Raw genomic sequence first — 24,883 nt, 5'->3', positions numbered from 1 at the left:
AATCTGACTAATGCCTCGTTCTCTGAAAAAAGGCCCATTCGTCGATGCGCACTTGTTCGCTAAGGTTGAAGCGGCTGTTGCTAGTAACTCTCGCAAGCCGATTAAAACTTGGTCTCGTCGTTCGATGATCCTTCCGGATTTTGTTGGTTTAACAATTTCTGTTCATAATGGTCGTAATCACGTTCCAGTAATTGTTACTGAGCATATGGTTGGTCATAAACTCGGTGAATTCGCGCCAACTCGTACCTATCGTGGTCACGGTGTTGACAAGAAGTCTAAACGTTAATAGGTGTCATGATGGAAGTAACTGCTAAATTACGCGGTGCCGCTATCTCGGCACAAAAGGCACGTTTGGTTGCAGATCTTATTCGCGGCAAATCTGTTGCGCATGCTTTAAATATCTTAAACTTCAGCAATAAAAAAGCTGCTGTTTTAGTAAAAAAAGCATTGGAATCTGCGATTGCAAACGCTGAACACAATAACAGTTTAGATGTTGACGATCTTAAAGTTTCTACGATTTACGTTGATGAAGGTGTTAGCCTTAAACGTATTATGCCACGTGCTAAAGGCCGTGCAGATCGTATTACGAAGCGTACTTGTCACATCACCGTTAAGGTAGGGGTTTGATATGGGTCAGAAGGTTCATCCAATCGGTATCCGCCTAGGTGTTGTGAAACGTCATAACGCTAACTGGTATGCGAGTCCGAAACAATACGCTGAATACTTGCTTAAAGATCTTCAAGTTCGTGAGTTTTTAACTAAAAAACTTAAGAATGCGATGATCAGCAACATTCTTATCGAACGTCCATCAGGCGCTGCTAAAGTAACTATTAGCACAGCTCGTCCTGGTATCGTAATCGGTAAAAAAGGCGAAGATATTGAGAAATTACAGCGCGAACTTACCAGCATTATGGGTGTTCCTGCGCAAGTAAGTATCAATGAAATTGATCGCCCAGACTTAGATGCGCGTTTAGTTGCTGAAGCAATCGCTTCTCAATTAGAAAAGCGTGTAATGTTCCGTCGTGCTATGAAGCGTGCGGTTCAAAACACTATGCGTGCTGGTGCTAAAGGTATCAAAGTTGAAGTGTCTGGCCGTTTAGGTGGTGCAGAGATTGCTCGTACAGAATGGTATCGTGAAGGTCGTGTACCTTTACATACATTACGTGCAGACATTGACTATGCTACTGTGCGTGCAGAAACAACTTACGGTACGATTGGTGTTAAAGTTTGGATTTTCCGTGGTGAGATTTTAGGTGGCATGAAACAAGTCATGAACCCTGCTCCTGCTGAAGATCGTCCAGCTAAACGTGGTCGTGGTCGTGGTGAAGGTCAAGAGCGTCGTGGTCGTCGCGGTGACCGTGCTGCTGACAAGGGAGAATAATCCATGTTGCAACCTAAACGTACCAAATTCCGTAAGGTGCACAAAGGCCGTAATACTGGTCTAGCGCATCGTGGTAGTACAGTATCATTTGGTTCGATTGCAATTAAAGCAACTGAACGTGGTCGTATGACTGCGCGTCAGATTGAAGCTGCACGTCGTACTATTAGCCGCCGTATTAAGCGTGGTGGTAAAATCTTTATTCGCGTATTCCCGGATAAGCCGATTACTCAAAAGCCTCTTGAAGTGCGTATGGGTAAAGGTAAGGGTAGCGTGGAATACTGGGTTTGCCAGATCCAACCAGGCAAGATCCTGTACGAAATTGAAGGTGTGAACGAAGAATTAGCGCGTGAAGCATTTGCTTTAGCTGCTGCTAAACTTCCGTTTAAAACCACTATCGTGACTCGGACGGTAATGTAATGAAAACTAAAGATTTACGTGAAAAGTCGGTAGAAGAGTTGAAAGCTTTGCTTGATGAGCAACAGCTTAACCAATTCCGTCTTCGTATGGCGAAAGCAACTGGTCAGTTGGGTAAATCGCACGAAGTGCAAGTTGCTCGTAAGACAATTGCTCGTATTAAGACACTCCTTACCGAAAAACAGGGGAACGGACAATGAGTGAAAAAACAGTCCGCACGTTAACCGGCAAAGTCGTAAGTGACAAAATGGATAAATCTATTGTTGTACTTATTGAACGCCGCGTTCAACACCCGTTGTATGGCAAGTCAATTCGCCGTTCAACTAAGTTACACGCTCATGATGAGAATAACGTTGCTAAAATTGGTGATGTTGTAACCATTAAAGAAAGCCGCCCAATTTCTAAAACTAAAGCTTGGACTTTAGTGGAAGTAGTTGAAGCAGCTGCTGAGTAATTCGACGTTCTTGTTGCATCATCGGTCAATTTCGAGTACTCTTTGAGCCTTTCGAAATTGTGACCGGTGATGCTCGGTTTTGGAGTAGGGCAATGATTCAAACCGAAACTATGCTCGACGTAGCAGACAACAGTGGTGCTCGCCGCGTACAATGTATTAAAGTACTTGGTGGTTCACATCGTCGTTATGCTTCTGTTGGCGACATTATTAAAGTTACTGTAAAAGAAGCAATCCCACGCGCACGTGTTAAAAAAGGTGACGTGATGAATGCGGTTGTAGTTCGTACTAAATTCGGCATTCGTCGTCCAGATGGTTCTGTGATCCGTTTTGATGATAATGCTGCAGTTATCCTGAACAACAACAAAGCTCCGATTGCTACTCGTATCTTCGGACCAGTGACTCGTGAACTTCGTACTGAACAGTTCATGAAAATCATTTCATTGGCTCCTGAAGTTCTATAAGAGGCAATCATGGCTAAGATTAAAAAAGGCGATCAAGTTATTGTGATCGCAGGTAAAGAAAAAGGCAAACAGGGTACTGTATTGTCTGTTTCTGAAGACCGCGTTAAGGTTGAAGGCCTTAACTTAGTGAAGAAGCATCAAAAGCCGAATCGTGTAACTGGCGCTGAAGGCGGTATTGTTACTCAAGAAGCTTCGCTTCATATTTCAAACGTGGCAATTTTAAATGCTACAACCCAGAAGGCTGACCGTGTTGGTTACCAAGTGATTGATGGCGTGAAAACTCGCGTTTATAAATCAAATGGTGAATCAGTGGCGGTAGCGAAGTAATAGGTTGAATAGGCGATGGCCAGACTTAAAGCACGTTACAATGATGAACTTAAAGCAAAGTTAAAAGAAGAACTTAGCGTTAAGAACGTGATGGAAATTCCACGCATCACAAAAATCACCCTAAACATGGGTGTAGGCGCAGCTGCAACTGATAAGAAATTATTAGATGGTGCTGTAGTCGACATGCAGTTGATTGCTGGTCAAAAACCAGTAATTACACTTGCTCGTAAATCTATCGCAGGTTTTAAAATCCGTGATGGATGGCCGATTGGTTGTAAAGTTACTTTACGTGGCGACCAAATGTACGAATTCTTGGATCGTTTGATCTCAATCGCAATCCCTCGTATCCGTGACTTCCGTGGTTTCTCTTCGAAATCATTTGATGGTCGTGGTAACTACTCAATGGGTTTGAAAGAGCAAATCGTTTTCCCTGAAATCGATTTCGATAAGATTGATCGTATTCGTGGTATGGATATTACTATTACTACGACTGCTCGCACCGATGACGAAGGCCGTGCGCTTATGCGTGCATTCGGCTTCCCGTTCAAATAAGAGGTCGATATGGCTAAGAAAGGTATGATTAATCGCGAATTGAAACGCGAAAAAACAGTTGCGAAATACGCTGCAAAACGTGCTGAATTAAAAGCTACTATTGCAAACGTAAACGCAAGTGAAGAAGAGCGTTTCGAAGCGACGTTAAAGTTACAGGCATTGCCACGTAATGCATCTCCGGTGCGTCTTCGTAACCGTTGTGGTTTAACTGGTCGTCCTCATGGTTACTTCCGTAAGTTCGGTTTAAGCCGTAACAAATTACGTGAAACAGTAATGCAGGGTGATGTACCAGGCGTTGTTAAGGCAAGCTGGTAAGGAGCGACTAAATGAGTATGCAAGATACCGTTGCCGACATGCTAACACGTGTTCGTAACGCACAAATGGCTAAGAAACAAACTGTTTCTATGCCTTCTTCTAAGTTGAAAGTTGCAATTGCAAACGTTCTTCAACAAGAAGGTTATATTTCAAATGTAGAAGTTGCTCAAGAAGAGACAAAATCTACTTTGACAATTACTTTAAAATATTTCGAAGGCAAACCAGTTATCGAAGTGGTTAAGCGCGTAAGCCGTCCAGGTCTTCGCCAATACCGCGGTAAAGATAAACTTCCAAGCGTTAAGCAAGGTTTAGGTATTGCAATTGTTTCTACAAGCAAAGGCATCATGACTGATCGCGCTGCACGTGCTGCGGGCGTTGGTGGTGAAGTTATTGCTTTTGTTTCTTAATAGGTGATTCCTCATGTCTCGTGTGGCTAAAGCCCCAGTAACTGTACCGAATGGTGTAACAGTTACTCAGAACGGCCGGCAGGTCGAAGTGAAAGGCAGCAAAGGTACGTTGTCTTTCAACCTGCATGCGCTGGTCGAGCTAAAACAGGAAGAAGGTAAACTTCAACTTGCTCCAGTTAAAGAATCGAAAGATGCTTGGATGCAAGCTGGTACTGCTCGCGCTGTATTGAATAACCTTGTAAAAGGGGTTAGCGAAGGCTTCGAACGTAAGTTGCAGCTAGTTGGTGTTGGTTATAAAGCTGCGGTTAAGGGTACTGTTGTAAACCTTAACCTTGGTTTTTCACACCCAATTGACTACGCTTTACCTGAAAGTGTAACAGCGGAAACTCCAACTGCAACTGAAATCATTTTGAAATCAGCAAACAAGCAGTTGTTAGGTCAAGTAGCGGCAGAAATCCGTGCGTATCGTTCTCCTGAACCATATAAAGGTAAAGGTGTTCGTTATTCGGATGAAGTCATTCTTCGTAAAGAAGCTAAGAAGAAATAAGGCGCGAGGTTCTTATGAACGAAAAGAAACAAACCCGTTTGCGTCGTGCGAAAAGCACACGCTTGCACATCCGTGCATTGGGTGCGACTCGTTTGTGTGTAAACCGCACTCCGCGTCACATCTATGCTCAAGTTATTTCAGCAGATGGTGGCAAAGTTTTAGCACAAGCTTCAACTTTGGATGCATCTTTACGTAGCGGTACTACAGGTAATGTAGATGCTGCTACTAAAGTAGGTGCTTTAATCGCAGAGCGCGCGAAAGCAGCTGGTGTAACTAAAGTTGCATTTGACCGTTCTGGTTTTAAATATCATGGTCGTATCAAAGCCTTGGCTGATGCTGCTCGTGAAAACGGCTTGGAGTTCTAATCATGGCTAAAGTTGAACAAAACGAAGGTCTTGTTGAAAAGCTGGTTGCCGTTGATCGTGTAGCCAAAGTTGTTAAGGGCGGTCGTATCTTCTCTTTCACAGCATTAACTGTTGTGGGTGATGGTAATGGTCGTGTTGGTTTTGGTCGTGGTAAAGCACGTGAAGTTCCAGCTGCTATTTCTAAAGCACTTGAAGCTGCACGTCGCAACATGATTACTGTAGACCTTGCTGGTACTACTTTACAACACCCTGTGAATGCTCGTCATGGTGCAAGCCGTGTATACATGCAACCTGCCTCTGAAGGTACTGGCGTAATCGCTGGTGGCGCAATGCGTGCCGTTCTAGAAGCTGCAGGCGTGCATAACGTACTTGCTAAATGTTATGGTTCTACTAATGCTGCAAACGTAGTAAACGCAACTTTCAAAGGTTTGCGTGATATGACTTCTCCTGAGAAAGTCGCTGCGAAACGTGGTAAATCAGTAGCAGAAATTCAAGGGTAATCAATCATGAAAACGATTAAAGTTACCCAGACTAAATCTTCTTCACATCGCTTGAAAAATCACAAGCTTTGCTTACAAGGTTTAGGTCTGCGTCGTATTGGTCATACTGTAGAAGTGCAAGATACGCCTTCTAACCGTGGTATGGTCAACAAAGTCTACTATATGGTTAGTGTAGAGGAATAAGCCATGACTCTGCGTTTAAATGAGCTTGCACCTGCAGAAGGTGCAAAACGTGAAAACCGTCGTTTAGGCCGTGGTATCGGTTCTGGCGTTGGTAAGACCGGTGGCCGTGGTGTCAAAGGTCAAAAATCACGTAAAAGTGGTGGCGTTCGTCCAGGCTTTGAAGGCGGTCAAACAGCGATTTATCGTCGTTTACCTAAATTCGGTTTCACTAGCCAAATCGCTTTAAAAACTGCTGAAGTACGTTTATCTGAGTTAAGCAAAGTTGAAGGCGACATCGTTAGCCTAGAAACTTTGAAAGCTGCGAATGTTGTTCGTCGTGACCAAATTCGTGCTCGTATCGTACTTTCTGGTGAAATCACTCGTGCATTCACTGTTCAAGGTGTTGCATTGACTAAAGGCGCCAAAGCTGCGATTGAAGCAGCTGGCGGCAAAGTCGAGGAGTAATCTCGAGTGTCTATGTCTCCTAGTTCTTCAGGTCATGTCAACATGATGAAAGGTCAGCCATTTCATGTGAAATATCGTGAAATTATTCGCCGGATGAGTTTTCTAATCGGTGCATTGCTGGTCTTTCGACTAGGAGCGCATATTCCAGTACCAGGCATTAATAATGCTGCGTTAGAAAATTTATTTCATGCGAACCAAGGAACTATTCTTGGGCTATTCAATATGTTTTCTGGCGGTGCTTTAGAGCGAATGTCTATTCTTGCTTTAGGGATTATGCCTTACATTTCTGCATCAATTATTGTGCAGTTAATGTCTACCGTAATTCCTTCACTAGAAGCCTTGAAAAAGGAAGGTGAGCAAGGTAAGCGTAAAATTAATCAATATACGCGTCAGGGTACATTATTGCTTGCAGTGGTTCAGGCAGTTGGTATGTGCGCAGGTTTGATTGGTCAGGGTATTACTCTGTCAGTTGGTCTTGAGTTTTATATACCAGCAGTTACATCACTTGTCGCTGGAACTATGTTCTTAATGTGGCTAGGTGAACAAATCACTGAAAGAGGTATTGGTAACGGTATCTCAATGATTATTTTTGCTGGTATTGTTTCTGGTTTGCCTAAGTTAATTATGCAATCAGTTTCATCAGTAGATAATGGTCAGACAAGCTTGATTGGTCTTGTGATCTTTGGTCTTTTGTCTGTAGGTGTGTTGGCTGCGATTGTGTTTATTGAAAAAGCACAACGTCGTATTCCAGTAAACTATGCACAAAAGCAGCAAGGTCGTCGTATATTTACAGCACAGCAGACACATTTGCCATTGAAAATTAATATGGCTGGTGTGATTCCTGCGATTTTTGCAAGTTCTTTACTATTGTTCCCAGCGAGTCTTGGTCAATGGGTAGGAAGTGCAGATGCAAATGCTGGATTCATTAAACGTAGCTTACAAGATTTAGCTTTAGTATTGTCGCCTGGACAGCCTTTGTATTTGGTGCTCTTTGGTGCGTTAATTATCTTTTTCTGTTACTTTTATACGGCTTTAGTATTTAGCCCTAAGGAAGTATCAGAAAATCTAAAACGCAGCGGAGCTTATGTGCCTGGTATTCGCCCAGGTGAGCAAACTGCTCGTTACTTAGATCATATTCTTAATCGTTTGACGTTTATTGGTGCGATTTATATTACGGTCATTTGTTTAATGCCAATGATTCTACAAAGTTCTTTTGGGATCCCATTCTCTTTGGGTGGCACATCATTACTAATCGTAGTTGTCGTTGTTATGGACTTTATGGCTCAGCTACAAGCGCACTTAACATCTCATCAATATGATAATCAAACATTAATGAGAAAAACGACTGCTCATCCTAAGGGATAAGCGCACTTAGAGGTTTCATCATGAAAGTACAAGCTTCTGTAAAGAAAATTTGTGGTAGCTGTAAAGTTATCCGTCGTAATGGGGTTATTCGCGTAATTTGTAGCGCAGAACCTCGTCATAAGCAGCGTCAAGGTTAATCTAATCAAGACCTGTTGATTTCAGTAGGCGAATTGGGTTAATATCCGCCCCTCAAGATTTTGTGGGGCGGTTGATTATCTCTACTGCCTTTTTGGAGAAAGTGAATGGCTCGTATTGCCGGTGTAAACATTCCGGATAACAAGCATGCTGTTATCTCCCTCACTTACATCTTTGGTGTCGGTCGCCATACTGCTAAGAATATCTTAACTGCAGTTGGTATTACTGAAACTACTAAGATCCGTGAGTTGGACGATGCTCAGCTTGATGCGATTCGTGCAGAAGTTGCTAAGGTTCCTACCGAAGGTGACTTACGTCGCGAAATTTCCATGAACATTAAACGTTTAATGGATTTGGGTTGCTATCGCGGCCTTCGCCATCGTCGCAGCTTGCCTGTCCGTGGTCAACGCACCAAAACTAACGCACGTACCCGTAAAGGTCCGCGCAAACCGATTAAAAAGTAAGATTTCTGGAAGCTAAAAGATGGCTAAAGATACTCGCACACGCAAGAAGGTCACCCGTACCGTCTCTGAAGGTGTTGCACACATTCACGCGTCTTTTAATAACACCATTGTTACGATTACTGATCGTCAAGGTAATGCATTGGCTTGGGCCACCTCTGGTGGACAAGGCTTCCGTGGTTCACGTAAATCAACTCCGTTTGCTGCTCAGGTAGCTGCTGAAGTTGCTGGTAAAGCAGCTTTAGATTACGGTTTGAAAAATCTGGATGTCCTTGTAAAAGGTCCTGGTCCAGGTCGTGAGTCTGCGGTTCGTGCATTAGGCGCAGTGGGTTATAAAATTAACAGCATTACCGATGTGACGCCAATTCCTCACAACGGTTGCCGTCCACCTAAAAAACGTCGCGTGTAAGGAGAAACATTCATGGCTCGTTATATTGGTCCAAAATGCAAACTCTCTCGCCGCGAAGGGACAGACCTGCAACTTAAATCTGGCGTTAAACCATTTGACGTCAAAACTAAAAAAGCTAACAAAGCACCTGGTCAACATGGTCAGGCACGCGGTGGTAAGCAATCTGAGTATTCACTACAATTACGTGAAAAACAAAAAGTCCGTCGTATTTACGGTGTGTTAGAACGTCAATTTAGTAACTACTATAAAGAAGCAGCTCGTGTTAAAGGCGCAACAGGTGAAAACTTGTTGAAATTGCTTGAAAGCCGTCTTGATAACGTTGTTTATCGCATGGGTTTTGGTTCTACACGTGCAGAAGCTCGTCAGTTAGTAAGTCACCGTAGCATTACTTTGAATGGTCGTCGTGTAAACATCGCATCTATTCAAGTTAAAGCTGGTGATGTAATTGCGGTTCACGAAGGTGCTAAACAACAATTGCGTATTAAAAACGCGATTGAGTTAGCTGCACAACGTGGTATTCCAGCTTGGATGGATGTTGATCATTCTAAGCTTGAAGGTACGTTTAAAGCTGCACCAGATCGTTCTGATTTACCTGCTGAAATCAACGAAAGCTTGATTGTAGAATTGTATTCTAAATAATCCTTGAGGTAGCAATAATGACGCGTACTGCAAACGAGTTTCTAACTCCGCAAGCGATCAAGGTCGAAGCGGTTAGCGGGACCTCGGCAAAAGTGATTCTAGAACCTTTAGAGCGTGGTTTTGGCCATACTCTAGGCAATGCTTTACGTCGCATTCTATTGTCTTCTTTACCTGGCGCTGCTGTGGTTGAAGTTGAGATAGAAGGTGTCGAGCACGAGTACAGTACTTTAGAAGGCTTGCAGCAGGACATCGTCGAGCTCTTGCTGAACCTAAAAGGATTGTCTATTAAGCTGTTCGATCAAAATGAAGCATATTTAACATTAGAGAAACAAGGTCCTGGCGAAATTACTGCTGCTGACCTTCGTTTACCTCATAATGTTGAAGTGGTTAATCCAGAACATTTAATTGGTACTTTGAGTGCTTCAGGCTCATTAAAAATGCGCTTGAAGGTTGCTCAAGGTCGTGGTTATGAAACATCTGATTCTCGTTTCCCTGAAGGCGAAACACGTCCTGTTGGTCGTTTGCAATTAGATGCTTCTTATAGCCCGATTAAACGTGTTTCTTACACCGTTGAAAATGCGCGTGTAGAACAACGTACCGATTTAGATAAACTGGTAATCGACCTCGAGACAAATGGAACGGTTGATCCTGAAGAAGCAATCCGCAAAGCGGCAACAATCTTGCAACAACAAATTGCAATTTTTGTTGATCTTCAGAAAGACCAAACTCCAGTTGCTCAAGAGCCTCGTGAAGAAGTTGACCCAATCTTGCTTCGCCCAGTAGATGATCTAGAGCTTACTGTTCGTTCTGCTAACTGTTTGAAAGCAGAAAATATTTACTACATTGGTGATCTTGTTCAACGTACTGAAGTTGAGTTGTTAAAAACTCCTAACCTTGGTAAAAAATCGTTAACAGAGATCAAAGATGTTTTGGCATCGAAAGGCTTACAACTCGGTATGCGTCTTGAAAACTGGCCACCAGCTAGTCTTCGTATGGACGACCGTTTTGCCTATCGTAGCCGTTAATTAAGTAGGACTATCACCATGCGTCATCGTAATAGTGGTGTGAAATTAGGCCGTACAAGCAGCCATCGTAAAGCGATGTTCCAAAACATGGCTAATTCTTTATTTGAACACGAGTTGATCAAAACAACTGTGCCTAAAGCTAAAGAATTACGTCGTGTTGCTGAGCCTTTAATCACTCTAGCAAAAAACGATACTGTAGCAAATCGTCGTTTAGCATTTGCTCGTACTCGTAATGCTGCAACTGTAGGTAAATTATTTACAGTACTCGGCCCTCGTTACAAAGAACGTAACGGCGGTTATCTACGTGTTCTTAAAGCGGGCTTCCGTGCTGGTGATGCAGCACCGATGGCTTACGTTGAGCTTGTAGATCGTGAAGTGACAACTTCAGCTGAATAATTGATTTTATTCAAAAAAGACCGGTTTTATACCGGTCTTTTTTATTTTCATTAATTAATAAGAATATAAAAATGTCCCCAAGTGACATAAAAAAATGGATAAACGGTCAAACTTGACATTGTGTATTGTCAAAATTGTGCTTTAATAAACTCATATTCTCAACAATGGGTATAAAAATAAAATGGAAAAGCAAGTTGATATTTTAATCATTGGCGCAGGTATCTCAGGAATTGGAGTTGCTGCCCATTTATCAAAAAATTCTCCACAACGCCAATTTGAAATTTTAGAGCGTCGTGAATCTTTTGGTGGAACATGGGATCTTTTCCGTTATCCAGGTATTCGCTCAGACTCAGATATGTCCACATTTGGTTTTAATTTTAAGCCGTGGTGTAAAGCGAATGTATTAGCTGATGGTGCTTCTATTAAAGGGTATTTAGGCGAAGTAATTGATGAATATAAGTTAAAAGAAAAAATTCACTTTGGTTATCGTGTGCTTTCTGCTAATTACGATTCTGAATCAAAGAAATGGCAAGTTGTAATTGAAGATGGTAAGAAAAAACAACAGACGTGGATTGCTAATTTTGTTGTAGGGTGTACTGGTTATTATAATTATGATCAAGGATACGCGCCTTCTTTCCCAAATCAAGAAGCATTTAAAGGGCAACTTATTCACCCACAGCATTGGCCTGAGAATTTAGATTATACGGGTAAAAAAGTCGTTATTATTGGTAGTGGCGCAACTGCAATTACTTTAGTACCAGCAATGGCGAAAGGTGGAGCGGGTCATGTAACCATGTTGCAGCGTTCGCCTACGTATATTGCTAGTGTGCCTTCTATCGACTTCATTTATGAAAAAACGCGTAGATTTATGTCAGAAGAAGCAGCTTATAAATTTACCCGTGCACGTAATATTGGTATGCAGCGCGCTATTTATGCATTGTCTCAGAAACATCCAAAAACTGTACGTCGCTTACTCTTAAAAGCAATTGAAGTGCAGTTAAAGGGTAAAGTTGATATGAAGCATTTTACACCTTCATACAATCCTTGGGATCAACGTCTATGTGTGGTACCTGATGGTGACTTATTTAAGATTTTGCGTGAAGGTAAAGCGAGTGTAGAAACTGATCAAGTTGAGAAATTTACTGAAAAAGGTATTTTACTTAAATCTGGTAAACATCTTGATGCGGATATTGTGATTTCTGCAACTGGTTTGCAAGTTCAAATTATGGGTGGGGTTCAGGCTACTCTTGATGGGAAACCAATCAATTCATCTGAACATATGCTTTATAATGGCATAATGCTAAGTGATGTACCAAATATGGCCATGATTATTGGTTATGTAAATGCATCATGGACCCTTAAGGTTGATATCGCTGCGGAATATATTTGTCGCTTGTTAAACTATATGGACAAAAATAGTTATGATGAAGTAGTTCCGTCGGGTGATAAGACTGAAATGGAAGAAGATACTGTAATGGGTAAATTATCTTCAGGTTATATCAGCCGTGCGGCACATGAGCTTCCAAAACAAGGTAAGCATGCTCCATGGCAAGTCACTAATAACTATTTAGAAGATAGAAAGTCGCTAAAAAATTCAAAATTTGAAGATGGTGTTCTACATTTTCATAAACGTTCAGAAACGAGTGAGCGTAAGCCAAAACTAGTATCTTAATAAAGATTAGATAAATAAAAGGGGCGTAATGCCCCTTTTATAATGAGGCTATTAAAGTGTTCTAGAGATTAATTCTTTCATAATTTCATTGGTACCCGCATAAATTCGATTTGCTCGGTTATCTATGTAGGCACGCGCAATTGGATATTCAAGCATGTAACCATAACCTCCATGTAATTGAAGACAATCATCTACAACTTTTGAGAACATATCTGAAATTTTATATTTAGCAGCTGCGGCAGCTTCCACGCTCAATTTTTCTTCAAGTTGTAATTCCATACAACGATCTAGATAAGTACGGCAGAAATCTATTTCTGTTCTCAGTTCAGCAAGTTTAAAACGCGTATTTTGAAATGCACTAATAGGTTTGCCAAATGCTTTACGGTCTTTTGTATATTGAACGGTATGTGCAAATGCTGCTTCAGCGCCTGCCTGACAAATAATAGCGACTAGCATTCTTTCCCAAGCTAACTCTTTCATGAGCATGATAAAGCCCATGCCTTCCATACCTAAGAGATTTTCTTTAGGAACACGAACATTATCGAAAAATAATTCGCACGTATCTTGGCCTTTCATCCCAATTTTATTAAGAGGCTTACCTTTGCTAAATCCAGCGCGGTCTGCTTCAACAATAATAAGTGATAAGTTCGCTGAACCTTTGTCGTTATTGCCAGTTTTACAAACCACTACGACCATGTCACATAAGTAGCCATTCGTAATGAAAATTTTAGAACCATTAATCACATAATCATCACCATCAACTATGGCGGTGGTTCTCACTGCTTGTAAATCAGAACCAGTACCAGGCTCAGTCATGGCAATAGCCGTGACTACTTCTCCTGTTGCCATTTTCGGTAGCCACTTTTGTTTTTGTTCTTCATTACCAAAGTTATTTACATAATTGGCAACGATATCTGAATGCAAAGAGAAGCCCGTACTAGAGTCCATAGCATAAGCTTGTTCTTCAATTAAGATCATACTGTACAAGCGGTCTACTCCAGACCCACCATATTGCTCTGGCATTGTGGTGCAAAGAAGACCTAATTCTCCAGCCTTATTCCAAAGATCTCGATCAACATGTTGTTGTTTTTCATATTTTTCAATATTGGGAACGACTTCTTTTTCATAGAATTTACGCACTGTTTCACGGAAAGCTTCATGCTCTTCATTGAATAATTGTCTCGGTAACATATTTGGAATAGGACGGATAGCACCAGATTGCATTTGTATTTCTTCCTTGGTTCAGGTGTGATGTTATAACCCTAAACATACGGAAGCATTTGTTGCGTAACAATGTGATGAATGCTCAATTATGAGGACAAGATGATAAATTTGGTCAATTTGATATTTTTAGCGATCTTTGGAATGTGATCAGGTAAACTAGGCGCACTATCAACGCAGATGGGGAAATAAATGTCTGACGAAATGACCTTGGAAGAACGTAAAGTAATTTATCGAGCACGCCGCGGCTTAAAAGAAATTGACGTCTATTTTGACCCTTATGTAAAAAACTATTATTTACAAGCAGATCCGGCAGAGAAGGCTTTATTTGCAGAGTTAGTTGAACAGGAAGATCCAGATTTACTAGATTGGTTCATGGAAGTTTCTGAACCTCCACGTACAGAGTTACGTGAATTTATTTATAAATTAAAACAGTACGTACATGGCTAAACTGTTTTGATAAAAGAATTGAATTTTGAGCTGAAATATAGTCGTTTCTCGATAATATTTCAGCTTTTTATTGGCTTGAGTTTAGCAATCCTACTTTATCAATTGTTATCACCCATTTGGTGGTTGATAGCTCTCATCCTTTTCTCTATTAGTTTTCTATTGTTTTTAAAACAATCACGAATTTCTCAAATTTCATATTTAGACCAAAAATCTTGGTCAGTGGCTTACTCTTCACCAAAGATTATTTCACGTGTAGAAATTACTAAAATAATTGATTATCAAATGTTTATAGTTATGTATTTTGATGGGGCACCCATGAAAGTAGCTATAATTTGGTTTGATCAACTTCCTTTGCAGTACTGGAAACAGTTAAAAGTCTTACAAAAACTTCATTAATTGTTAGACAATTCTACATTTGTATATTTATTTAAAAATTATAAGAAACAATAATTTAATCTTTATTTCTTTGCTTGAGTTCAGGATTGTCTAATTAAAATATAGAAAAAAGACAATGAAATACAATTGTCTGACAATTTCACCTATGGGTGCCTATTTGATCGGTTAAAGTACAAACACCAACGTAAAGTGTGTCGGAGGTCTCAAAATGGAGATGCCAACATGGTCGTTCTTGGTCATTGCCATAATTTTGGCAGTGGTGATCGGAAGAGCAGGAACTTTACTCAGGGAGCATCTTAACAGAGTTAATTTTAACAAAGTTAAGAGACAGAGGATGCAAGGTCGTCGATCAGTCAATTATTAAATTGTTTAGTCGATTAATTCCATCAAGTGTCCAGTTTATAACTGGGTGCGATTGTAGTAAGGAGGTCTCTCATGGAGATTTCAATGTGGATGTTTCTGTTAATTGCAGTGCTTATGGCTGTGGTAGTAGGAAGAGCAGGAACTTTACTTAAGGATTATCTAGAACAAAAATAATATAAGCCGTTAAAAGCTTATCTCAGTTAATAAGTAGCATGTGCTGAACCGTCGCAATGCTACTTTTTTTTGCCTAAAATTTCTGTTTCCCTGAAAAACTGTCAATTTTATCTGCTGTGAAGTGTGTCAAAGTATAGGCGCTACAATTAGAGTAATTACTCTTTTATTCAAGATATGCATCTGCTAATGTACATCTGAGAAGGAAAAAACAAATTACATAGAGGACAGGAAGATGTCTAAAGTCCAAAAAATAAGCCAAGGTTTGGCGGTGAGTTTTCTTGCAGCTTCAGTTTTATCAGGTTGTTCATATGTCGTGAAAAGCGGAGCAAATGTTGCTTTAGGTTTTACGGAAAAGCACGTCGTTCCGCCTATTTTGGCAATGCAAGATGCTGAAATGGTTTGTAATACTGGTAGTGCCTTAACACCAGCAATCATGTCTACTAAAGGTATGGGTGCAGATCCAACGCGTGTTGCGGTATTAATGTATGCAGCTTCAGGTGTCTGTGCGGAAAACCAAGCGTTAGAACAGGAATTACGTTATTTGCGTGCATCAAAAGCAGGGCAGGTAACCGAAGCGCAAGATGCACGTATTGCACAGAAGCGTTGGGCTGCAATTGCTGCTGAGCGTCAATATACGGGCTATAAGTTGTTTGCTGATCGTTGGGAATCTAAATATAAATACCATTTAGGTGATTCTTGTCCAACGATGCGTAGTGATACTGATCAAACAGTTTATTTACTTGGAATGATTAGTGGCCTTCAGGCTGTAACCAATGATATTAACTCTGGTGGCGCAGTCAATGTTCCAAAAGATATCGCTGCTATTGTAGAGCGTGGCATGGTCTGTCTCGATAATGAAAAATTCTGGGGTGCACCTAACGCAACGCGTGCTGTTATCTGGACTTTATTGCCAGGGGCAGATGAAGGGAAACCTGATCCATACCAAACGTTAAAGCAATCAGTCCAAATTGGTGAGCAAAAAGGTGTTCGTTTATCTCATGCGTTATATGCGGTAGCTGCTCAAGCAAGTGGTGATGATGCAAAAATCCGTGATGCATTAAGATCCTATGCCGCATCTCAAGCTGATGATAAGCCTGTCAACCCAAACTTTAAGTTAATCGATAGTATGGCTGGTCTGATTGTACGCGGTATTTCTGACCGTTACTGGACTGAGCATACAGGTGTGCGTACCGGAGATGATGGTATGTCACATTTCTGGGATGATAAGAATGAAGGTGCAGCAGAGCTAGATGAATTGTTTGATGGCGGAGCAGCATCTGAAGCTCCTGCGGATTCATCTGCTCCACCAGCAGCGCAGTAAACATATTTGAAAGGTTAACTTCTTGCGAGACTGTTGTTAAGTTTTACAATGGTAGCAAGAAGTTTAATTTCAAGGAGTGTGCCATGAAGGATCATGTACTGAATAAGAAAGTGCTTTTGGTCGCAGTGTGCATTTCTGTATCTGCATGTCTACAGGTGTTTCCTGATACTTTTATTTATTGGCGTGAAAGTTTACTTGGCGAATTCTGGCGTTTATGGACTGCACATTGGGTACACGTTGGGTGGATTCATTTCCTTTTGAACATGATGGCATTCGCCTGTTTACCGTTTATTTTCCCGCATACCAAAGCGTGGCATCTTTTAAGTCTGCTTTTTCTTTTGCCACCGTTTATTAGTTTGGTGTTCTATTTTTATTTACCTTATATCGAGGCATATGCTGGTTTGTCAGGTGTTTTACATGGGCTATATACAGCAGTTGCTTTAGTTTATTTGCAATATCGTAAAGAACGGAATTTTGCTTTTCTGGTTTTAGGATTAATTATTGCAAAACTGATATGGGAAAATACCTTTGGGCAAACAGGAACAGCTCAGTTAATAGGAAGTCCGGTTTTAACAGAAGCTCACTTATATGGAGCAATTGGTGGCGCAATCTTTGGGGCATGCTATTGGCTTGCTCAAAGATTAAAAAAGAAAAATTGACAATACAAACTGTTAAAAAAGTGATTTTAGTCATTCTTTATTAATAAAGTTTGATGCAAATTTGATCGTTGAATAAAGGGATTGGTAGAAGGGGGATGGATTTAACCCCTGACCAAAAAAATTGCATGACTCAAGCTCCTGTTTTTTTTAGGTTTTTGAGAGAACAAAATTGGAATATTTATGCAAGAACATCAAGAAAAAAGATCTGGATTAGGTCTGCTGGGTTATATATGGAACGAATGGATCTCAACATTCGTCATCCTCATTTTGCTATTAATGACTCTAATCATTGGTACCGGGGAAATGATCCACGGACAATTATTACGTATCGGGGAGCGTCTTTATGGTGATCCTGCAATAGGCATGCAATATTCATTTTTGCGTGCTGAACCTGAAAAGCCGACTTGTGAACGACATCCAAATATCGATGCTCAAGTAAAAGAACAAATGAAAGCGAATAAATCTGATGATTTCTCGAGTTTCTTTGGTGCAGCATCGGAAAGTGATGTCCGTGCATCACTACTCGCAGCGCAGCAACAATGTGACGAGAAATATCAGGCGTATGACAAGACAATTAAATATATCGAAGCTAACTCAGGGGTACGTACTTACCGTGCTATTGAGACAGGTTTCTTTGGTATTTTTAAATTTGGTACAGAAAACCGCGCAATTTTACTGATTTTTATGGTGCTGATTTCTGCGATTACTGCATCGTTAAAATTTCACCATATTGGCTTACGTAATCCAGCAACAAAAATAGATTACAAAGTCTATTCCATCTTTATGGTGGTCGCTAATGCGCTACTCAGTTTCTCTGTAATTAGCCAGTATCGTTCAGTTATCAACTCTGGTGTGACACCTACCTATGAAACAGTAACTATTTACTGGATATGGATGATTCTGTTTGTTGTTCTGACTTTAATTAGTCTTTATCAACTATTTGTTTCACCTCCCGCAAAACGTGAAGGCGGGAATATTGGCTTAGCGCTACTATGCGTGCCTTTATATGCTTATATGGCACTTATTACGGGCATAGTGTTTACATTCTTTATGGATTATCCAATGGGACAAGGGATTTACCTTGGCTTGTTGGTTGAGTTCTCAGGTATCTTCTTAAACCTTGCCTTGTTTATTTGGGCAGGTATGCTTCTAACTCAAACACGCGTTATGGATTTATTCCTTAACGTGCTTCGCCCATGGAATTTGGCGCCAGAAACTCTAACATGGTTAATTCTAATTGCAGCTGCGGTACCAACGGCTTATACAGGTGCGTCGGGTATTTTTGTTATTGCAGCAGGTGCAATTATCTATAAAGAAGTCTGGAATGCGGGCGCTCGCCGTCAATATGCATTGGCTGTATCAGCAATGTCAGGTTCTTTAGGTGTGGTTGTACGTCCATGTCTACTGGTCGTTTTAATTGCAATGCTTGATAGTCGTCATGTGACGTCCGATGAGCTGTTCGGCCATGGTGTTTATGTATTTTGGTTAACAGCATTTATTTTCTTGGGTGTTTCATTACTCTTGGCTGAAGAAAAATTCCGTGTGAATTCGCCAAAAGTAGCGATTCCGGGCATGATGCGTGCCTTTGTACCTGTAATTCCATACATTTTGATCACTGCTGTTGTTCTTGCTATTTATAAATATGCACTAGACACAGGAATGAATGAATTTACTGCACCAGTAATTTTACCATTAGTCCTGATTGCAATGATCTTGTATGACAAAATGGTGGCGCCAAAAGAAGCCCCTGCAATCAATATTCATGAGGCGATTGTTCGTGAACACGAACAGAAATCACCATTCCTTCGAGCGCATGATCCACATAGTTCTCAATTCCGTCTTGGTTTTGGCGGAGCACTTCGTTTTGCAACTTCAGAAACTGTAGGTCATATTGGCGCACTCATTATCTTGATGGCATTGTCTGCAAGTGTTGGTGGTTTAATTGAACGTTCTGAAGTGGTTGAATTATTGCCGACTCATTTAGGCAGTATCTATATATCACTTGCATGTATCGCACTGCTACTTGCTATTATTGGTATGTGTACAGATCCATTTGGTGCTGTAATTTTAGTTGCTGCAACCATTGCGCCTGTGGCATACGAAAATGGTATTCATCCAATTCACTTCTGGATGATTGTGTTGGTTGCATTCGAATTTGGTTATGTAACCCCGCCAGTTGCCTTGAACCATCTACTCACGCGGTTGTCCGTCGGAGATGATGAAGTGAACGCTGCTGATGCTGAAGCGAAAGAGAAATATACAAGTTTCTATTTCCGTTATGAGCGCTGGTTGCTACCAATTATTGTCTTGTTCTCATCACTGGTATTGGTTACTTATGTGCCATATGTGTTTAAGTTATTCGGTTGGTATCATTAACTTAAATTAAAGTATCGGTTATACAAAAAAGCCTTCCTAAATGGAGGGCTTTTTTTATTAAGAGGATTCATTAAATTTAGAAAAAAGATGAATAGAATTATTTTAGTTAAAATAAAAAAGCTAAAGATCGATGATTTTAGCTTTTTAAGTTCCCATTGAAAAACTATTGTTGTTTGAGCTGGGCTTCAAGCAATTTAACTTGTTCTTCTTTGAGTTTCGTCAATTGATCTGCATCTGCATGCTGAGCTTTTAAGGTTACTTCCTGATCTTTTAGCTGGTGATGAATGTCATCGAGTTTAGACACTTCCTCTTTTGCTAAAGACTCTTGAGCAGGTACAGGTTGTTTAAGTACATCTTCATTTACAAGTTGTTGTGAACTTGTAGCCTCTGTTACCGGTTCATAACCTGATGATAGATCAGGGGTTTTAGCAGGAGAAGGTGTCGAAACAGGTTGAGGATCAACCATTGGTGCGGATGACTCGGTTTTTTTGAAAAACCATTGTGCAGCGAAAAAAAGCACTACAAGAATGCTTAAGCCCCCAATTAAAATCCACAATAGTTTTGAGTTTTGTTTTCTTTGTAGTGGCATCTCTAAGACCTTTAGTCAGGACGACGAGGCTTGAACTGTATTACTCCAACTTCATCAGGTACAGCAGGTGTTTCAGGCTCATCAATATGAGTCGGACGATTTTCGCTATAACCGCATTCGATACATTCAATCCATTCGTCTTCAGCGGTGGTTAGCATGACAATCCGATCGGTTGCTTCACATTTTGGACATTTAGCCCCAGCAATGAAACGTTTTTTCATCTTTATCACCCTAACCACACGATCAATTTAGGCCCATAGTTTAAGCGGTTTTGCTGTCATTCGTCCAACCTTGATGACGTAACAATGCATCAATTTTAGGTTCACGGCCACGGAAACTTACAAATGCTTCAAGTGCAGTGTCTTTACCACCCACAGCTAAAATTGCCTGACGGAATTCTTTGCCAGTTTGAGTGTTGAAAATACCTTCGTGTTCAAAGCGATCAAATGCATCACTCGCTAAAACTTCTGCCCATTTGTAAGAGTAATAGCCAGCCGCATAACCACCAGCGAAAATATGACTGAAGCTATGTTGAAAGCGATTATATTCAACAGCTGGAACAACTGCGTATTGTTTACGAATGTCATTTAAAGTTTGCTGAATTTGCTCACTATTCAAAGCAGGTGTTTTAGTGTGAATAGTCAAATCAAACAATGCAAATTCAAGCTGACGTAAAGTTTGCATACCAGACTGGAAGAAACGAGCATTTAATAAAGCATCAAGTAATTCTTGCGGTAAAGTTTGTTTGCTCTCAGTGTGCTCACTTAAAACATCTAAACTTTCTTTATCCCAAGACCAGAATTCCATGAACTGGCTTGGTAGCTCTACTGCATCCCAAGCAACACCATGAGTTCCTGCAACCGAAATATTATCTACTTCGGTTAGCATGTGATGTAAACCATGTCCAAACTCATGGAATAAAGTGATTACTTCATCATGGGTGAGTAAAGCAGGCTGATTACCTACTGGAGGAGTGAAGTTACACACCATGTAGCAAATTGGTTTTTGTAAACCATGAACAGTTTGCATGCGTGAGCGGAAACCACTCATCCATGCGCCGCCTCTTTTACCAGTACGCGCGTATAAATCAAAGAAGAAGCCACCAACCACTTGACCTTGGTCTTCTAACTCAAAATAACGTGCATCTGGATGCCAAACTGGAGCTTCACGTTCAACGATGTTAATACCGTATAAGCGCTGCACGATCTGGAATAAGCCCTGAATGACTTTAGGTGCAGGGAAATAAGGTTTTAATGCTTCTTGCGATAAGTTGAATTGTTGCTGTTTAAGCTTTTCAGAATAGTAAGTGCTATCCCAAGGTTTAAGTTCGTCAACACCATCTTGCTTAGCAATCTCTTGAAGTTCAGTAACTTCTTGAAGAGCAGGCACACGAGCATGCTCAGCGAGATCAACTAAAAAGTCATGTACCGTTTTTACATCTGGTGCCATCTTGCTTGCGAGAGAGTATTCAGCATAGTTATTGAAACCAAGTAGTTTCGCCATTTCCTGACGAAGACTTAAAATTTCTTCCATAATTTTGCTGTTATCAAACTCAGTTTGTTCAGACTGATCAGATGCACGAGTGACATAGGCTCTATAAAGTTCTTCACGCAATGAACGGTCATCTGCATAGGTCATGATTGCAAAGTAAGCTGGAAAGTCCAGAGTTGCTACAGCTTGGTCGAGTTCACGTTGTTTACCGTACTGTTTTAATAACTCAACATTACTTTCTGGCAGACCTTTTAGCTCAGCTTCTGTAAGTGGTTTAAAGTAAGCTTGTGTCGCATCAAGTACATGATTAGAAAAATCAGAAGAAAGCTGTGAAAGACGAGCAGAAATATCTGCATAGCGTTTTTTCTCTTCGCCCTCTAAAGCCACACCAGAAAGTTTAAAGTCACGTAAAGCGAGGCGAATAGCACTTTGTTGGGCTGGACTAAGAGATGTATAGACCTGACCATCATGGATGTGCTGATAAGTTTGGTAGAGCGCCGTGTGTTGTCCAAGCTGAGTGTAATATTCGCTCAATGCTGGCAATAACGATTGATAGACCTCTCTGGTTTCAGCATTGCTCATTACCGCATTTAAATGTGATAAAACGCCCCATGATTCACTGAGGTTGTTTTCAAGAGTATCGACTTGTTCAAGTACAGCAAGTTGTTGAGTGGCATCGGTAGGTACAGCGGTAAGCGTATTTAAAAATTCTTGGCCTGCTTGAATCGCTTGTTGGATGTCTTGTTTTAAATTTTCTAATTCAATTTGATCAAAACGCGGTGTTGGTAAGGTCGCTTGTTGGAAAGTCATTGCTGTGAGCCACATTATTTTTTAAACATGTTATTAGATGTAGGTCCTCTCAAGCCAGAAATCAAGTTTAATGTACAAAATAACTTTTTTAAAAAGAAATAAGCCTCACATTGGAGGCTTATTTCTGAATTGACAACATTTATTGTTTAATTATTCAGCCTTTGATTTCGCATTGGCCTTTTTCTTTTTAGGCTTAGACTTTTTCTTTACTTTTTCTGGTTTACTTTCTGCTTTTGCAGAAGTTTTTTTACCAGGCTTTTTCGTATAAGAACTCGACTTAGCTTTTTCTTTCTTTTTGTGAACAGGTCTTTCGCCATCACTACTTGTTGGTTTACTGAAAACTTCTTCAGTTGCCTGTGGAGATGTTTTTGTTGTGCGTGGAGCTCGGCTACGAACGACTCGTCCGGCATGCGTGACTTGTTGAAGAAGTTGGAAATCAATTTTACGTTCTTCAAGATTTACGCCAGCCACCTGAATTTTAACTTCATCACCTAAACCAAAAACTTGACCACGATTTTGGCCTACAAGATTTTGGCTCGCTTGGTCATAAATAAAGAAGTCATCACCAAGTTGGCTAATATGAATCATACCATCGACATATAAGTCTTTAAGTGTCACGAATAAACCAAATTCGGTTACTGCACTTACGATACCAATAAACTCTTCACCCAAATGCTGTTGCATATAGTGACATTTCAACCAAGTCGTTACGCTACGAGAAGCTTCATCTGCACGGCGTTCAGTTTTAGAAAAATGTTCACCAGCATCATCTAGTGCGGCACCAGAGAGAGGAGAAGGTTTTTGTTTCAAATGTGCCTTGATAGCACGGTGTAATAATAAATCTGGGTAACGACGGATTGGCGAAGTGAAATGAGTATAAGCTTCATACGCTAAACCATAGTGTCCCGCATTTTTTGCACCATAATAAGCTTGCATCATTGAGCGCAATAAAACGGCATGAATGCTTGGCGCATCAATACGGTCTTTAGTTGCTTCAATAACTCTTTGGTAGTCTGCTTGAGTTGGCTGGTCAGGGAAGGGTAGACCAAGTAATTTCACAAAGTCTTTTACTTTCTGAATACGTGAAAACTCAGGAGCTTCATGCACGCGATATAACATTGGAACATCATGCTCTAATGCATATTCAGCCGCAGCAACGTTAGCAAGCAACATACATTCTTCAATAAGCTTATGCGCTTCATTACGTGTACGTGGCAAAATTTCTTTAATTCCGCCCAGCTCATCAAAAGTCATATATGTTTCAATGGTTTCAAATTCCATTGCATGACGGTCAGCACGCAAGTTTTTCAAAATTTGATAAAGCTGGAAAAGTGTATTTAAAGATTTATGAACATCGCGATCTTTTGGAATCGCATCTGTTGCGCCTTCAAAGTATTGCGCTACTTGTGTGTAGGTCAAACGTGCTTTTGAGTGCATAACTGACGGATAAAACTCATAGCCAGTTACACGGCCTGTACGAGAGAGCTTAAGATCACAAACCATACATAGACGGTCTACGTGAGGGTTCAGAGAACACAAGCCGTTTGATAAAGCCTCTGGTAGCATTGGTAATACAAAGTGTGGGAAATATACCGAAGTGCCTCGTTCCTCAGCTTCTTCATTGAGGGCCGAGTTTAAGCGAACATAATGGCTGACATCGGCAATTGCGACTACAACGCGGTAACCGCCGCCTGGACGTTTCTCTGCATAAACTGCATCGTCAAAATCTCGAGCGTCTTCACCATCAATTGTAACTAATGCTAAATCTCTTAAATCAATGCGGCCTTCACGGTCTTGAGCAGATGGTTCTTTAAAACTTTCTGCTTCTTTTAATACCTGATCTGGAAATTCATATGGCAAACCAAATTCAAGAATGGTTTGTGGAATAATAATTTCTGTATCAGCTTTGTCCGCCATAGACTGAATAATATGCGCCGTTGAAAACTCTTCGCGGGTTGGATAAGTATCAATTGCAACACGCAGCATATCGCCAACATTCGCTTCAGCATGTTTTACGAGTTCTTTTTCCAAAGGAATAGGTTGGTGCTGATTAGGATTGTTGGGTTGAATAAAATATTCGCCCTCATGAACTGACAATTTACCGATCAATTGTTTGACACGATGTTGCAAAACTTCTGTAATAAAACCCCAAGGTTTACCTTTGCGGTCTACTGAAGTCTGGCGCACTCTAACTCGGTCGCCATTAAAGACTAAACGTAATTCACGTTCAGGAAGTAAAAGGTCAGTTTGACCATCAATATGTGCTGTACCTAAACCTTTACTATTAATATAGACAGTTGCTTCATATGTTGGTTGATCTGCCACCAACTGAAATTTAAAACCGTCTTTCATGATTTGACCATCACGAACCATAGCACTTAAACGATGACTTAACGCTTCGATACTTTTTTGGTCATGAATATTAAAATGATCGACAAGCTCTGCATGAGATTGTGGTGTTTGAACCTGCTCCAATGTATCTAAAATAAGAGTACGGCTTGGAATAGGATTGTCATAACGTTCAGCTTCAGCTTTCGCTTCAGGGTCAGCCCAGTTTTTTGTCATGTCGTTTGGTTTCACG

33 protein-coding genes and 1 pseudogene are annotated in these 24,883 nt (G+C 40.7%); 29 read left to right on the top strand and 5 right to left on the bottom strand.

From position 1 onward, the window contains the following. Positions 1-10 precede the first annotated feature (10 nt). The 24 genes and pseudogenes from rpsS (at position 11) to WA249_RS05750 (ending at position 12,452) form a co-directional block, all read left to right on the top strand. On the top strand, positions 11-286 hold the full coding sequence (gene rpsS / locus WA249_RS05865; RefSeq protein ID WP_001138119.1) for a 30S ribosomal protein S19: 276 nt from the start codon (positions 11-13) through the stop codon (positions 284-286). 11 nt (positions 287-297) lie between these two features. After that, positions 298-627 (top strand): 50S ribosomal protein L22, encoded by a 330-nt coding sequence (gene rplV, locus WA249_RS05860; RefSeq protein WP_004639524.1) that lies wholly within the window; start codon positions 298-300, stop codon positions 625-627. A 1-nt stretch (position 628) separates the two neighbouring features. Further along, positions 629-1,445: pseudogene (rpsC, locus tag WA249_RS05855) on the top strand (30S ribosomal protein S3). Next, complete coding sequence (gene rplP / locus WA249_RS05850; protein WP_002049688.1) at positions 1,385-1,798, top strand: 50S ribosomal protein L16; 414 nt, start codon at positions 1,385-1,387, stop codon at positions 1,796-1,798. Before rpsC ends, rplP begins: the two are co-directional and overlap by 61 nt. Further along, entirely contained in the window at positions 1,798-1,995 is a 198-nt protein-coding gene (gene rpmC, locus WA249_RS05845) for a 50S ribosomal protein L29 (RefSeq protein ID WP_000849928.1), read from the top strand. Before rplP ends, rpmC begins: the two co-directional genes overlap by 1 nt. Further along, positions 1,992-2,249: a 30S ribosomal protein S17 gene (gene rpsQ, locus WA249_RS05840; RefSeq protein ID WP_001291845.1), complete on the top strand. Its 258-nt coding sequence runs from the start codon at positions 1,992-1,994 to the stop codon at positions 2,247-2,249. Before rpmC ends, rpsQ begins: the two co-directional genes overlap by 4 nt. Before the next feature lie 92 nt (positions 2,250-2,341). Beyond that, positions 2,342-2,710 (top strand): 50S ribosomal protein L14, encoded by a 369-nt coding sequence (gene rplN / locus WA249_RS05835; RefSeq protein WP_001982634.1) that lies wholly within the window; start codon positions 2,342-2,344, stop codon positions 2,708-2,710. A gap of 9 nt (positions 2,711-2,719) precedes the next feature. Then, a complete protein-coding gene (gene rplX / locus WA249_RS05830) occupies positions 2,720-3,037 on the top strand; it encodes a 50S ribosomal protein L24 (protein WP_002116820.1) in 318 nt (105 codons plus the stop codon). A gap of 15 nt (positions 3,038-3,052) precedes the next feature. Continuing rightward, positions 3,053-3,589: a 50S ribosomal protein L5 gene (gene rplE / locus WA249_RS05825; RefSeq protein ID WP_003653658.1), complete on the top strand. Its 537-nt coding sequence runs from the start codon at positions 3,053-3,055 to the stop codon at positions 3,587-3,589. Positions 3,590-3,598: 9 nt separating this feature from the next. Then, the gene (gene rpsN, locus WA249_RS05820; RefSeq protein ID WP_016140109.1) at positions 3,599-3,904 is read left to right on the top strand and encodes a 30S ribosomal protein S14; all 306 of its coding nucleotides are present in this window, start codon (positions 3,599-3,601) and stop codon (positions 3,902-3,904) included. Between the two features lie 11 nt (positions 3,905-3,915). Continuing rightward, complete coding sequence (gene rpsH, locus WA249_RS05815; RefSeq protein WP_005038490.1) at positions 3,916-4,311, top strand: 30S ribosomal protein S8; 396 nt, start codon at positions 3,916-3,918, stop codon at positions 4,309-4,311. A gap of 13 nt (positions 4,312-4,324) precedes the next feature. Beyond that, positions 4,325-4,858 (top strand): 50S ribosomal protein L6, encoded by a 534-nt coding sequence (gene rplF, locus WA249_RS05810; protein ID WP_003653655.1) that lies wholly within the window; start codon positions 4,325-4,327, stop codon positions 4,856-4,858. 14 nt (positions 4,859-4,872) lie between these two features. After that, on the top strand, positions 4,873-5,223 hold the full coding sequence (rplR, locus tag WA249_RS05805; RefSeq protein ID WP_003653654.1) for a 50S ribosomal protein L18: 351 nt from the start codon (positions 4,873-4,875) through the stop codon (positions 5,221-5,223). A 2-nt stretch (positions 5,224-5,225) separates the two neighbouring features. After that, a complete protein-coding gene (gene rpsE, locus WA249_RS05800) occupies positions 5,226-5,723 on the top strand; it encodes a 30S ribosomal protein S5 (RefSeq protein WP_003653653.1) in 498 nt (165 codons plus the stop codon). 6 nt (positions 5,724-5,729) lie between these two features. Further along, a complete protein-coding gene (gene rpmD / locus WA249_RS05795; RefSeq protein ID WP_003653652.1) occupies positions 5,730-5,906 on the top strand; it encodes a 50S ribosomal protein L30 in 177 nt (58 codons plus the stop codon). 3 nt (positions 5,907-5,909) lie between these two features. Next, on the top strand, positions 5,910-6,350 hold the full coding sequence (gene rplO / locus WA249_RS05790) for a 50S ribosomal protein L15 (RefSeq protein ID WP_003653650.1): 441 nt from the start codon (positions 5,910-5,912) through the stop codon (positions 6,348-6,350). Positions 6,351-6,395: 45 nt separating this feature from the next. Further along, positions 6,396-7,715: a preprotein translocase subunit SecY gene (secY, locus tag WA249_RS05785; RefSeq protein WP_336167300.1), complete on the top strand. Its 1,320-nt coding sequence runs from the start codon at positions 6,396-6,398 to the stop codon at positions 7,713-7,715. Positions 7,716-7,735: 20 nt separating this feature from the next. Further along, positions 7,736-7,852: a 50S ribosomal protein L36 gene (gene rpmJ, locus WA249_RS05780; RefSeq protein WP_000867907.1), complete on the top strand. Its 117-nt coding sequence runs from the start codon at positions 7,736-7,738 to the stop codon at positions 7,850-7,852. Positions 7,853-7,957: 105 nt separating this feature from the next. Then, positions 7,958-8,314 (top strand): 30S ribosomal protein S13, encoded by a 357-nt coding sequence (gene rpsM / locus WA249_RS05775; protein ID WP_003653646.1) that lies wholly within the window; start codon positions 7,958-7,960, stop codon positions 8,312-8,314. A gap of 19 nt (positions 8,315-8,333) precedes the next feature. Continuing rightward, positions 8,334-8,720, top strand: coding sequence for a 30S ribosomal protein S11 (gene rpsK / locus WA249_RS05770; RefSeq protein ID WP_001040166.1), 387 nt, complete (start codon positions 8,334-8,336; stop codon positions 8,718-8,720). Positions 8,721-8,732: 12 nt separating this feature from the next. Continuing rightward, positions 8,733-9,359, top strand: a complete 627-nt coding sequence (gene rpsD, locus WA249_RS05765) for a 30S ribosomal protein S4 (protein ID WP_336166990.1) — start codon at positions 8,733-8,735, stop codon at positions 9,357-9,359. A gap of 17 nt (positions 9,360-9,376) precedes the next feature. Further along, a complete protein-coding gene (locus WA249_RS05760) occupies positions 9,377-10,384 on the top strand; it encodes a DNA-directed RNA polymerase subunit alpha (RefSeq protein ID WP_003653641.1) in 1,008 nt (335 codons plus the stop codon). An 18-nt stretch (positions 10,385-10,402) separates the two neighbouring features. Continuing rightward, positions 10,403-10,780, top strand: coding sequence for a 50S ribosomal protein L17 (gene rplQ, locus WA249_RS05755; RefSeq protein ID WP_016140111.1), 378 nt, complete (start codon positions 10,403-10,405; stop codon positions 10,778-10,780). 181 nt (positions 10,781-10,961) lie between these two features. Further along, the gene (locus tag WA249_RS05750; protein ID WP_336166987.1) at positions 10,962-12,452 is read left to right on the top strand and encodes a flavin-containing monooxygenase; all 1,491 of its coding nucleotides are present in this window, start codon (positions 10,962-10,964) and stop codon (positions 12,450-12,452) included. 51 nt (positions 12,453-12,503) lie between these two features. Here WA249_RS05750 and WA249_RS05745 read toward each other — a convergent pair whose 3' ends face one another. Next, complete coding sequence (locus WA249_RS05745; RefSeq protein ID WP_336166984.1) at positions 12,504-13,676, bottom strand: acyl-CoA dehydrogenase family protein; 1,173 nt, start codon at positions 13,674-13,676, stop codon at positions 12,504-12,506. Between the two features lie 189 nt (positions 13,677-13,865). Between WA249_RS05745 and WA249_RS05740 the strand changes: the two genes are divergently transcribed. The 5 genes from WA249_RS05740 (at position 13,866) to WA249_RS05720 (ending at position 19,412) form a co-directional block, all read left to right on the top strand. Beyond that, a complete protein-coding gene (locus WA249_RS05740) occupies positions 13,866-14,123 on the top strand; it encodes an FAD assembly factor SdhE (RefSeq protein WP_016140114.1) in 258 nt (85 codons plus the stop codon). A gap of 6 nt (positions 14,124-14,129) precedes the next feature. Beyond that, entirely contained in the window at positions 14,130-14,519 is a 390-nt protein-coding gene (locus tag WA249_RS05735) for a hypothetical protein (RefSeq protein WP_336166981.1), read from the top strand. Positions 14,520-15,288: 769 nt separating this feature from the next. Then, complete coding sequence (locus WA249_RS05730) at positions 15,289-16,377, top strand: hypothetical protein (protein ID WP_336166979.1); 1,089 nt, start codon at positions 15,289-15,291, stop codon at positions 16,375-16,377. 83 nt (positions 16,378-16,460) lie between these two features. After that, positions 16,461-17,036 (top strand): rhombosortase, encoded by a 576-nt coding sequence (rrtA, locus tag WA249_RS05725; RefSeq protein WP_336166977.1) that lies wholly within the window; start codon positions 16,461-16,463, stop codon positions 17,034-17,036. A gap of 180 nt (positions 17,037-17,216) precedes the next feature. After that, positions 17,217-19,412 carry a TRAP transporter large permease subunit gene (locus WA249_RS05720; RefSeq protein ID WP_336166975.1) on the top strand — a complete coding sequence of 732 codons (2,196 nt, stop codon included), beginning with the start codon at positions 17,217-17,219 and terminating at the stop codon, positions 19,410-19,412. Between the two features lie 163 nt (positions 19,413-19,575). On the opposite strand, the gene WA249_RS05715 is transcribed toward WA249_RS05720, so the two are convergent. The 4 genes from WA249_RS05715 to rnr all read right to left on the bottom strand — a co-directional run bounded on the left by WA249_RS05715 (position 19,576) and on the right by rnr (position 24,867). After that, the gene (locus tag WA249_RS05715) at positions 19,576-20,001 is read right to left on the bottom strand and encodes a hypothetical protein (protein WP_336166973.1); all 426 of its coding nucleotides are present in this window, start codon (positions 19,999-20,001) and stop codon (positions 19,576-19,578) included. Between the two features lie 11 nt (positions 20,002-20,012). Then, entirely contained in the window at positions 20,013-20,222 is a 210-nt protein-coding gene (locus WA249_RS05710) for a YheV family putative zinc ribbon protein (RefSeq protein ID WP_016140118.1), read from the bottom strand. A 40-nt stretch (positions 20,223-20,262) separates the two neighbouring features. Continuing rightward, the gene (locus tag WA249_RS05705; protein ID WP_336166970.1) at positions 20,263-22,317 is read right to left on the bottom strand and encodes a M3 family metallopeptidase; all 2,055 of its coding nucleotides are present in this window, start codon (positions 22,315-22,317) and stop codon (positions 20,263-20,265) included. Positions 22,318-22,452: 135 nt separating this feature from the next. After that, on the bottom strand, positions 22,453-24,867 hold the full coding sequence (rnr, locus tag WA249_RS05700) for a ribonuclease R (RefSeq protein ID WP_336166968.1): 2,415 nt from the start codon (positions 24,865-24,867) through the stop codon (positions 22,453-22,455). Between the last annotated feature and the right edge of the window lie 16 nt (positions 24,868-24,883).

Origin of the sequence: Acinetobacter sp. 161(2023) (genome assembly GCF_037027805.1) — a bacterium.
Taxonomy (GTDB): Bacteria; Pseudomonadota; Gammaproteobacteria; order Pseudomonadales; family Moraxellaceae; genus Acinetobacter.
The sequence above is the reverse complement of the archived record's forward strand: the minus strand, read 5'-3'. Positions and strand labels throughout refer to the sequence as shown.

Bases quoted from the DNA above. Each gene is read 5' to 3' on its own strand.
- rplQ (WP_016140111.1), top strand. From the start codon at position 10,403: ATGCGTCATCGTAATAGTGGTGTGAAATTAGGCCGTACAAGCAGCCAT.
- rpsM (WP_003653646.1), top strand. From the start codon at position 7,958: ATGGCTCGTATTGCCGGTGTAAACATTCCGGATAACAAGCATGCTGTT.
- rpmC (WP_000849928.1), top strand. From the start codon at position 1,798: ATGAAAACTAAAGATTTACGTGAAAAGTCGGTAGAAGAGTTGAAAGCT.
- rpsK (WP_001040166.1), top strand. From the start codon at position 8,334: ATGGCTAAAGATACTCGCACACGCAAGAAGGTCACCCGTACCGTCTCT.
- rrtA (WP_336166977.1), top strand. From the start codon at position 16,461: ATGAAGGATCATGTACTGAATAAGAAAGTGCTTTTGGTCGCAGTGTGC.
- secY (WP_336167300.1), top strand. From the start codon at position 6,396: ATGAAAGGTCAGCCATTTCATGTGAAATATCGTGAAATTATTCGCCGG.
- WA249_RS05745 (WP_336166984.1), bottom strand. From the start codon at position 13,676: ATGCAATCTGGTGCTATCCGTCCTATTCCAAATATGTTACCGAGACAA.
- rpsE (WP_003653653.1), top strand. From the start codon at position 5,226: ATGGCTAAAGTTGAACAAAACGAAGGTCTTGTTGAAAAGCTGGTTGCC.
- WA249_RS05705 (WP_336166970.1), bottom strand. From the start codon at position 22,317: ATGTGGCTCACAGCAATGACTTTCCAACAAGCGACCTTACCAACACCG.
- rplV (WP_004639524.1), top strand. From the start codon at position 298: ATGGAAGTAACTGCTAAATTACGCGGTGCCGCTATCTCGGCACAAAAG.
- rplR (WP_003653654.1), top strand. From the start codon at position 4,873: ATGAACGAAAAGAAACAAACCCGTTTGCGTCGTGCGAAAAGCACACGC.
- WA249_RS05715 (WP_336166973.1), bottom strand. From the start codon at position 20,001: ATGCCACTACAAAGAAAACAAAACTCAAAACTATTGTGGATTTTAATT.
- WA249_RS05750 (WP_336166987.1), top strand. From the start codon at position 10,962: ATGGAAAAGCAAGTTGATATTTTAATCATTGGCGCAGGTATCTCAGGA.
- rplE (WP_003653658.1), top strand. From the start codon at position 3,053: ATGGCCAGACTTAAAGCACGTTACAATGATGAACTTAAAGCAAAGTTA.
- rpsQ (WP_001291845.1), top strand. From the start codon at position 1,992: ATGAGTGAAAAAACAGTCCGCACGTTAACCGGCAAAGTCGTAAGTGAC.
- rplF (WP_003653655.1), top strand. From the start codon at position 4,325: ATGTCTCGTGTGGCTAAAGCCCCAGTAACTGTACCGAATGGTGTAACA.
- rpmD (WP_003653652.1), top strand. From the start codon at position 5,730: ATGAAAACGATTAAAGTTACCCAGACTAAATCTTCTTCACATCGCTTG.
- rpsD (WP_336166990.1), top strand. From the start codon at position 8,733: ATGGCTCGTTATATTGGTCCAAAATGCAAACTCTCTCGCCGCGAAGGG.
- WA249_RS05720 (WP_336166975.1), top strand. From the start codon at position 17,217: ATGCAAGAACATCAAGAAAAAAGATCTGGATTAGGTCTGCTGGGTTAT.
- rplN (WP_001982634.1), top strand. From the start codon at position 2,342: ATGATTCAAACCGAAACTATGCTCGACGTAGCAGACAACAGTGGTGCT.
- rpsS (WP_001138119.1), top strand. From the start codon at position 11: ATGCCTCGTTCTCTGAAAAAAGGCCCATTCGTCGATGCGCACTTGTTC.
- rplX (WP_002116820.1), top strand. From the start codon at position 2,720: ATGGCTAAGATTAAAAAAGGCGATCAAGTTATTGTGATCGCAGGTAAA.
- WA249_RS05760 (WP_003653641.1), top strand. From the start codon at position 9,377: ATGACGCGTACTGCAAACGAGTTTCTAACTCCGCAAGCGATCAAGGTC.
- rplP (WP_002049688.1), top strand. From the start codon at position 1,385: ATGTTGCAACCTAAACGTACCAAATTCCGTAAGGTGCACAAAGGCCGT.
- rpsH (WP_005038490.1), top strand. From the start codon at position 3,916: ATGAGTATGCAAGATACCGTTGCCGACATGCTAACACGTGTTCGTAAC.
- WA249_RS05730 (WP_336166979.1), top strand. From the start codon at position 15,289: ATGTCTAAAGTCCAAAAAATAAGCCAAGGTTTGGCGGTGAGTTTTCTT.
- WA249_RS05710 (WP_016140118.1), bottom strand. From the start codon at position 20,222: ATGAAAAAACGTTTCATTGCTGGGGCTAAATGTCCAAAATGTGAAGCA.
- WA249_RS05740 (WP_016140114.1), top strand. From the start codon at position 13,866: ATGTCTGACGAAATGACCTTGGAAGAACGTAAAGTAATTTATCGAGCA.
- rplO (WP_003653650.1), top strand. From the start codon at position 5,910: ATGACTCTGCGTTTAAATGAGCTTGCACCTGCAGAAGGTGCAAAACGT.
- rpsN (WP_016140109.1), top strand. From the start codon at position 3,599: ATGGCTAAGAAAGGTATGATTAATCGCGAATTGAAACGCGAAAAAACA.
- rnr (WP_336166968.1), bottom strand. From the start codon at position 24,867: ATGACAAAAAACTGGGCTGACCCTGAAGCGAAAGCTGAAGCTGAACGT.
- rpmJ (WP_000867907.1), top strand. From the start codon at position 7,736: ATGAAAGTACAAGCTTCTGTAAAGAAAATTTGTGGTAGCTGTAAAGTT.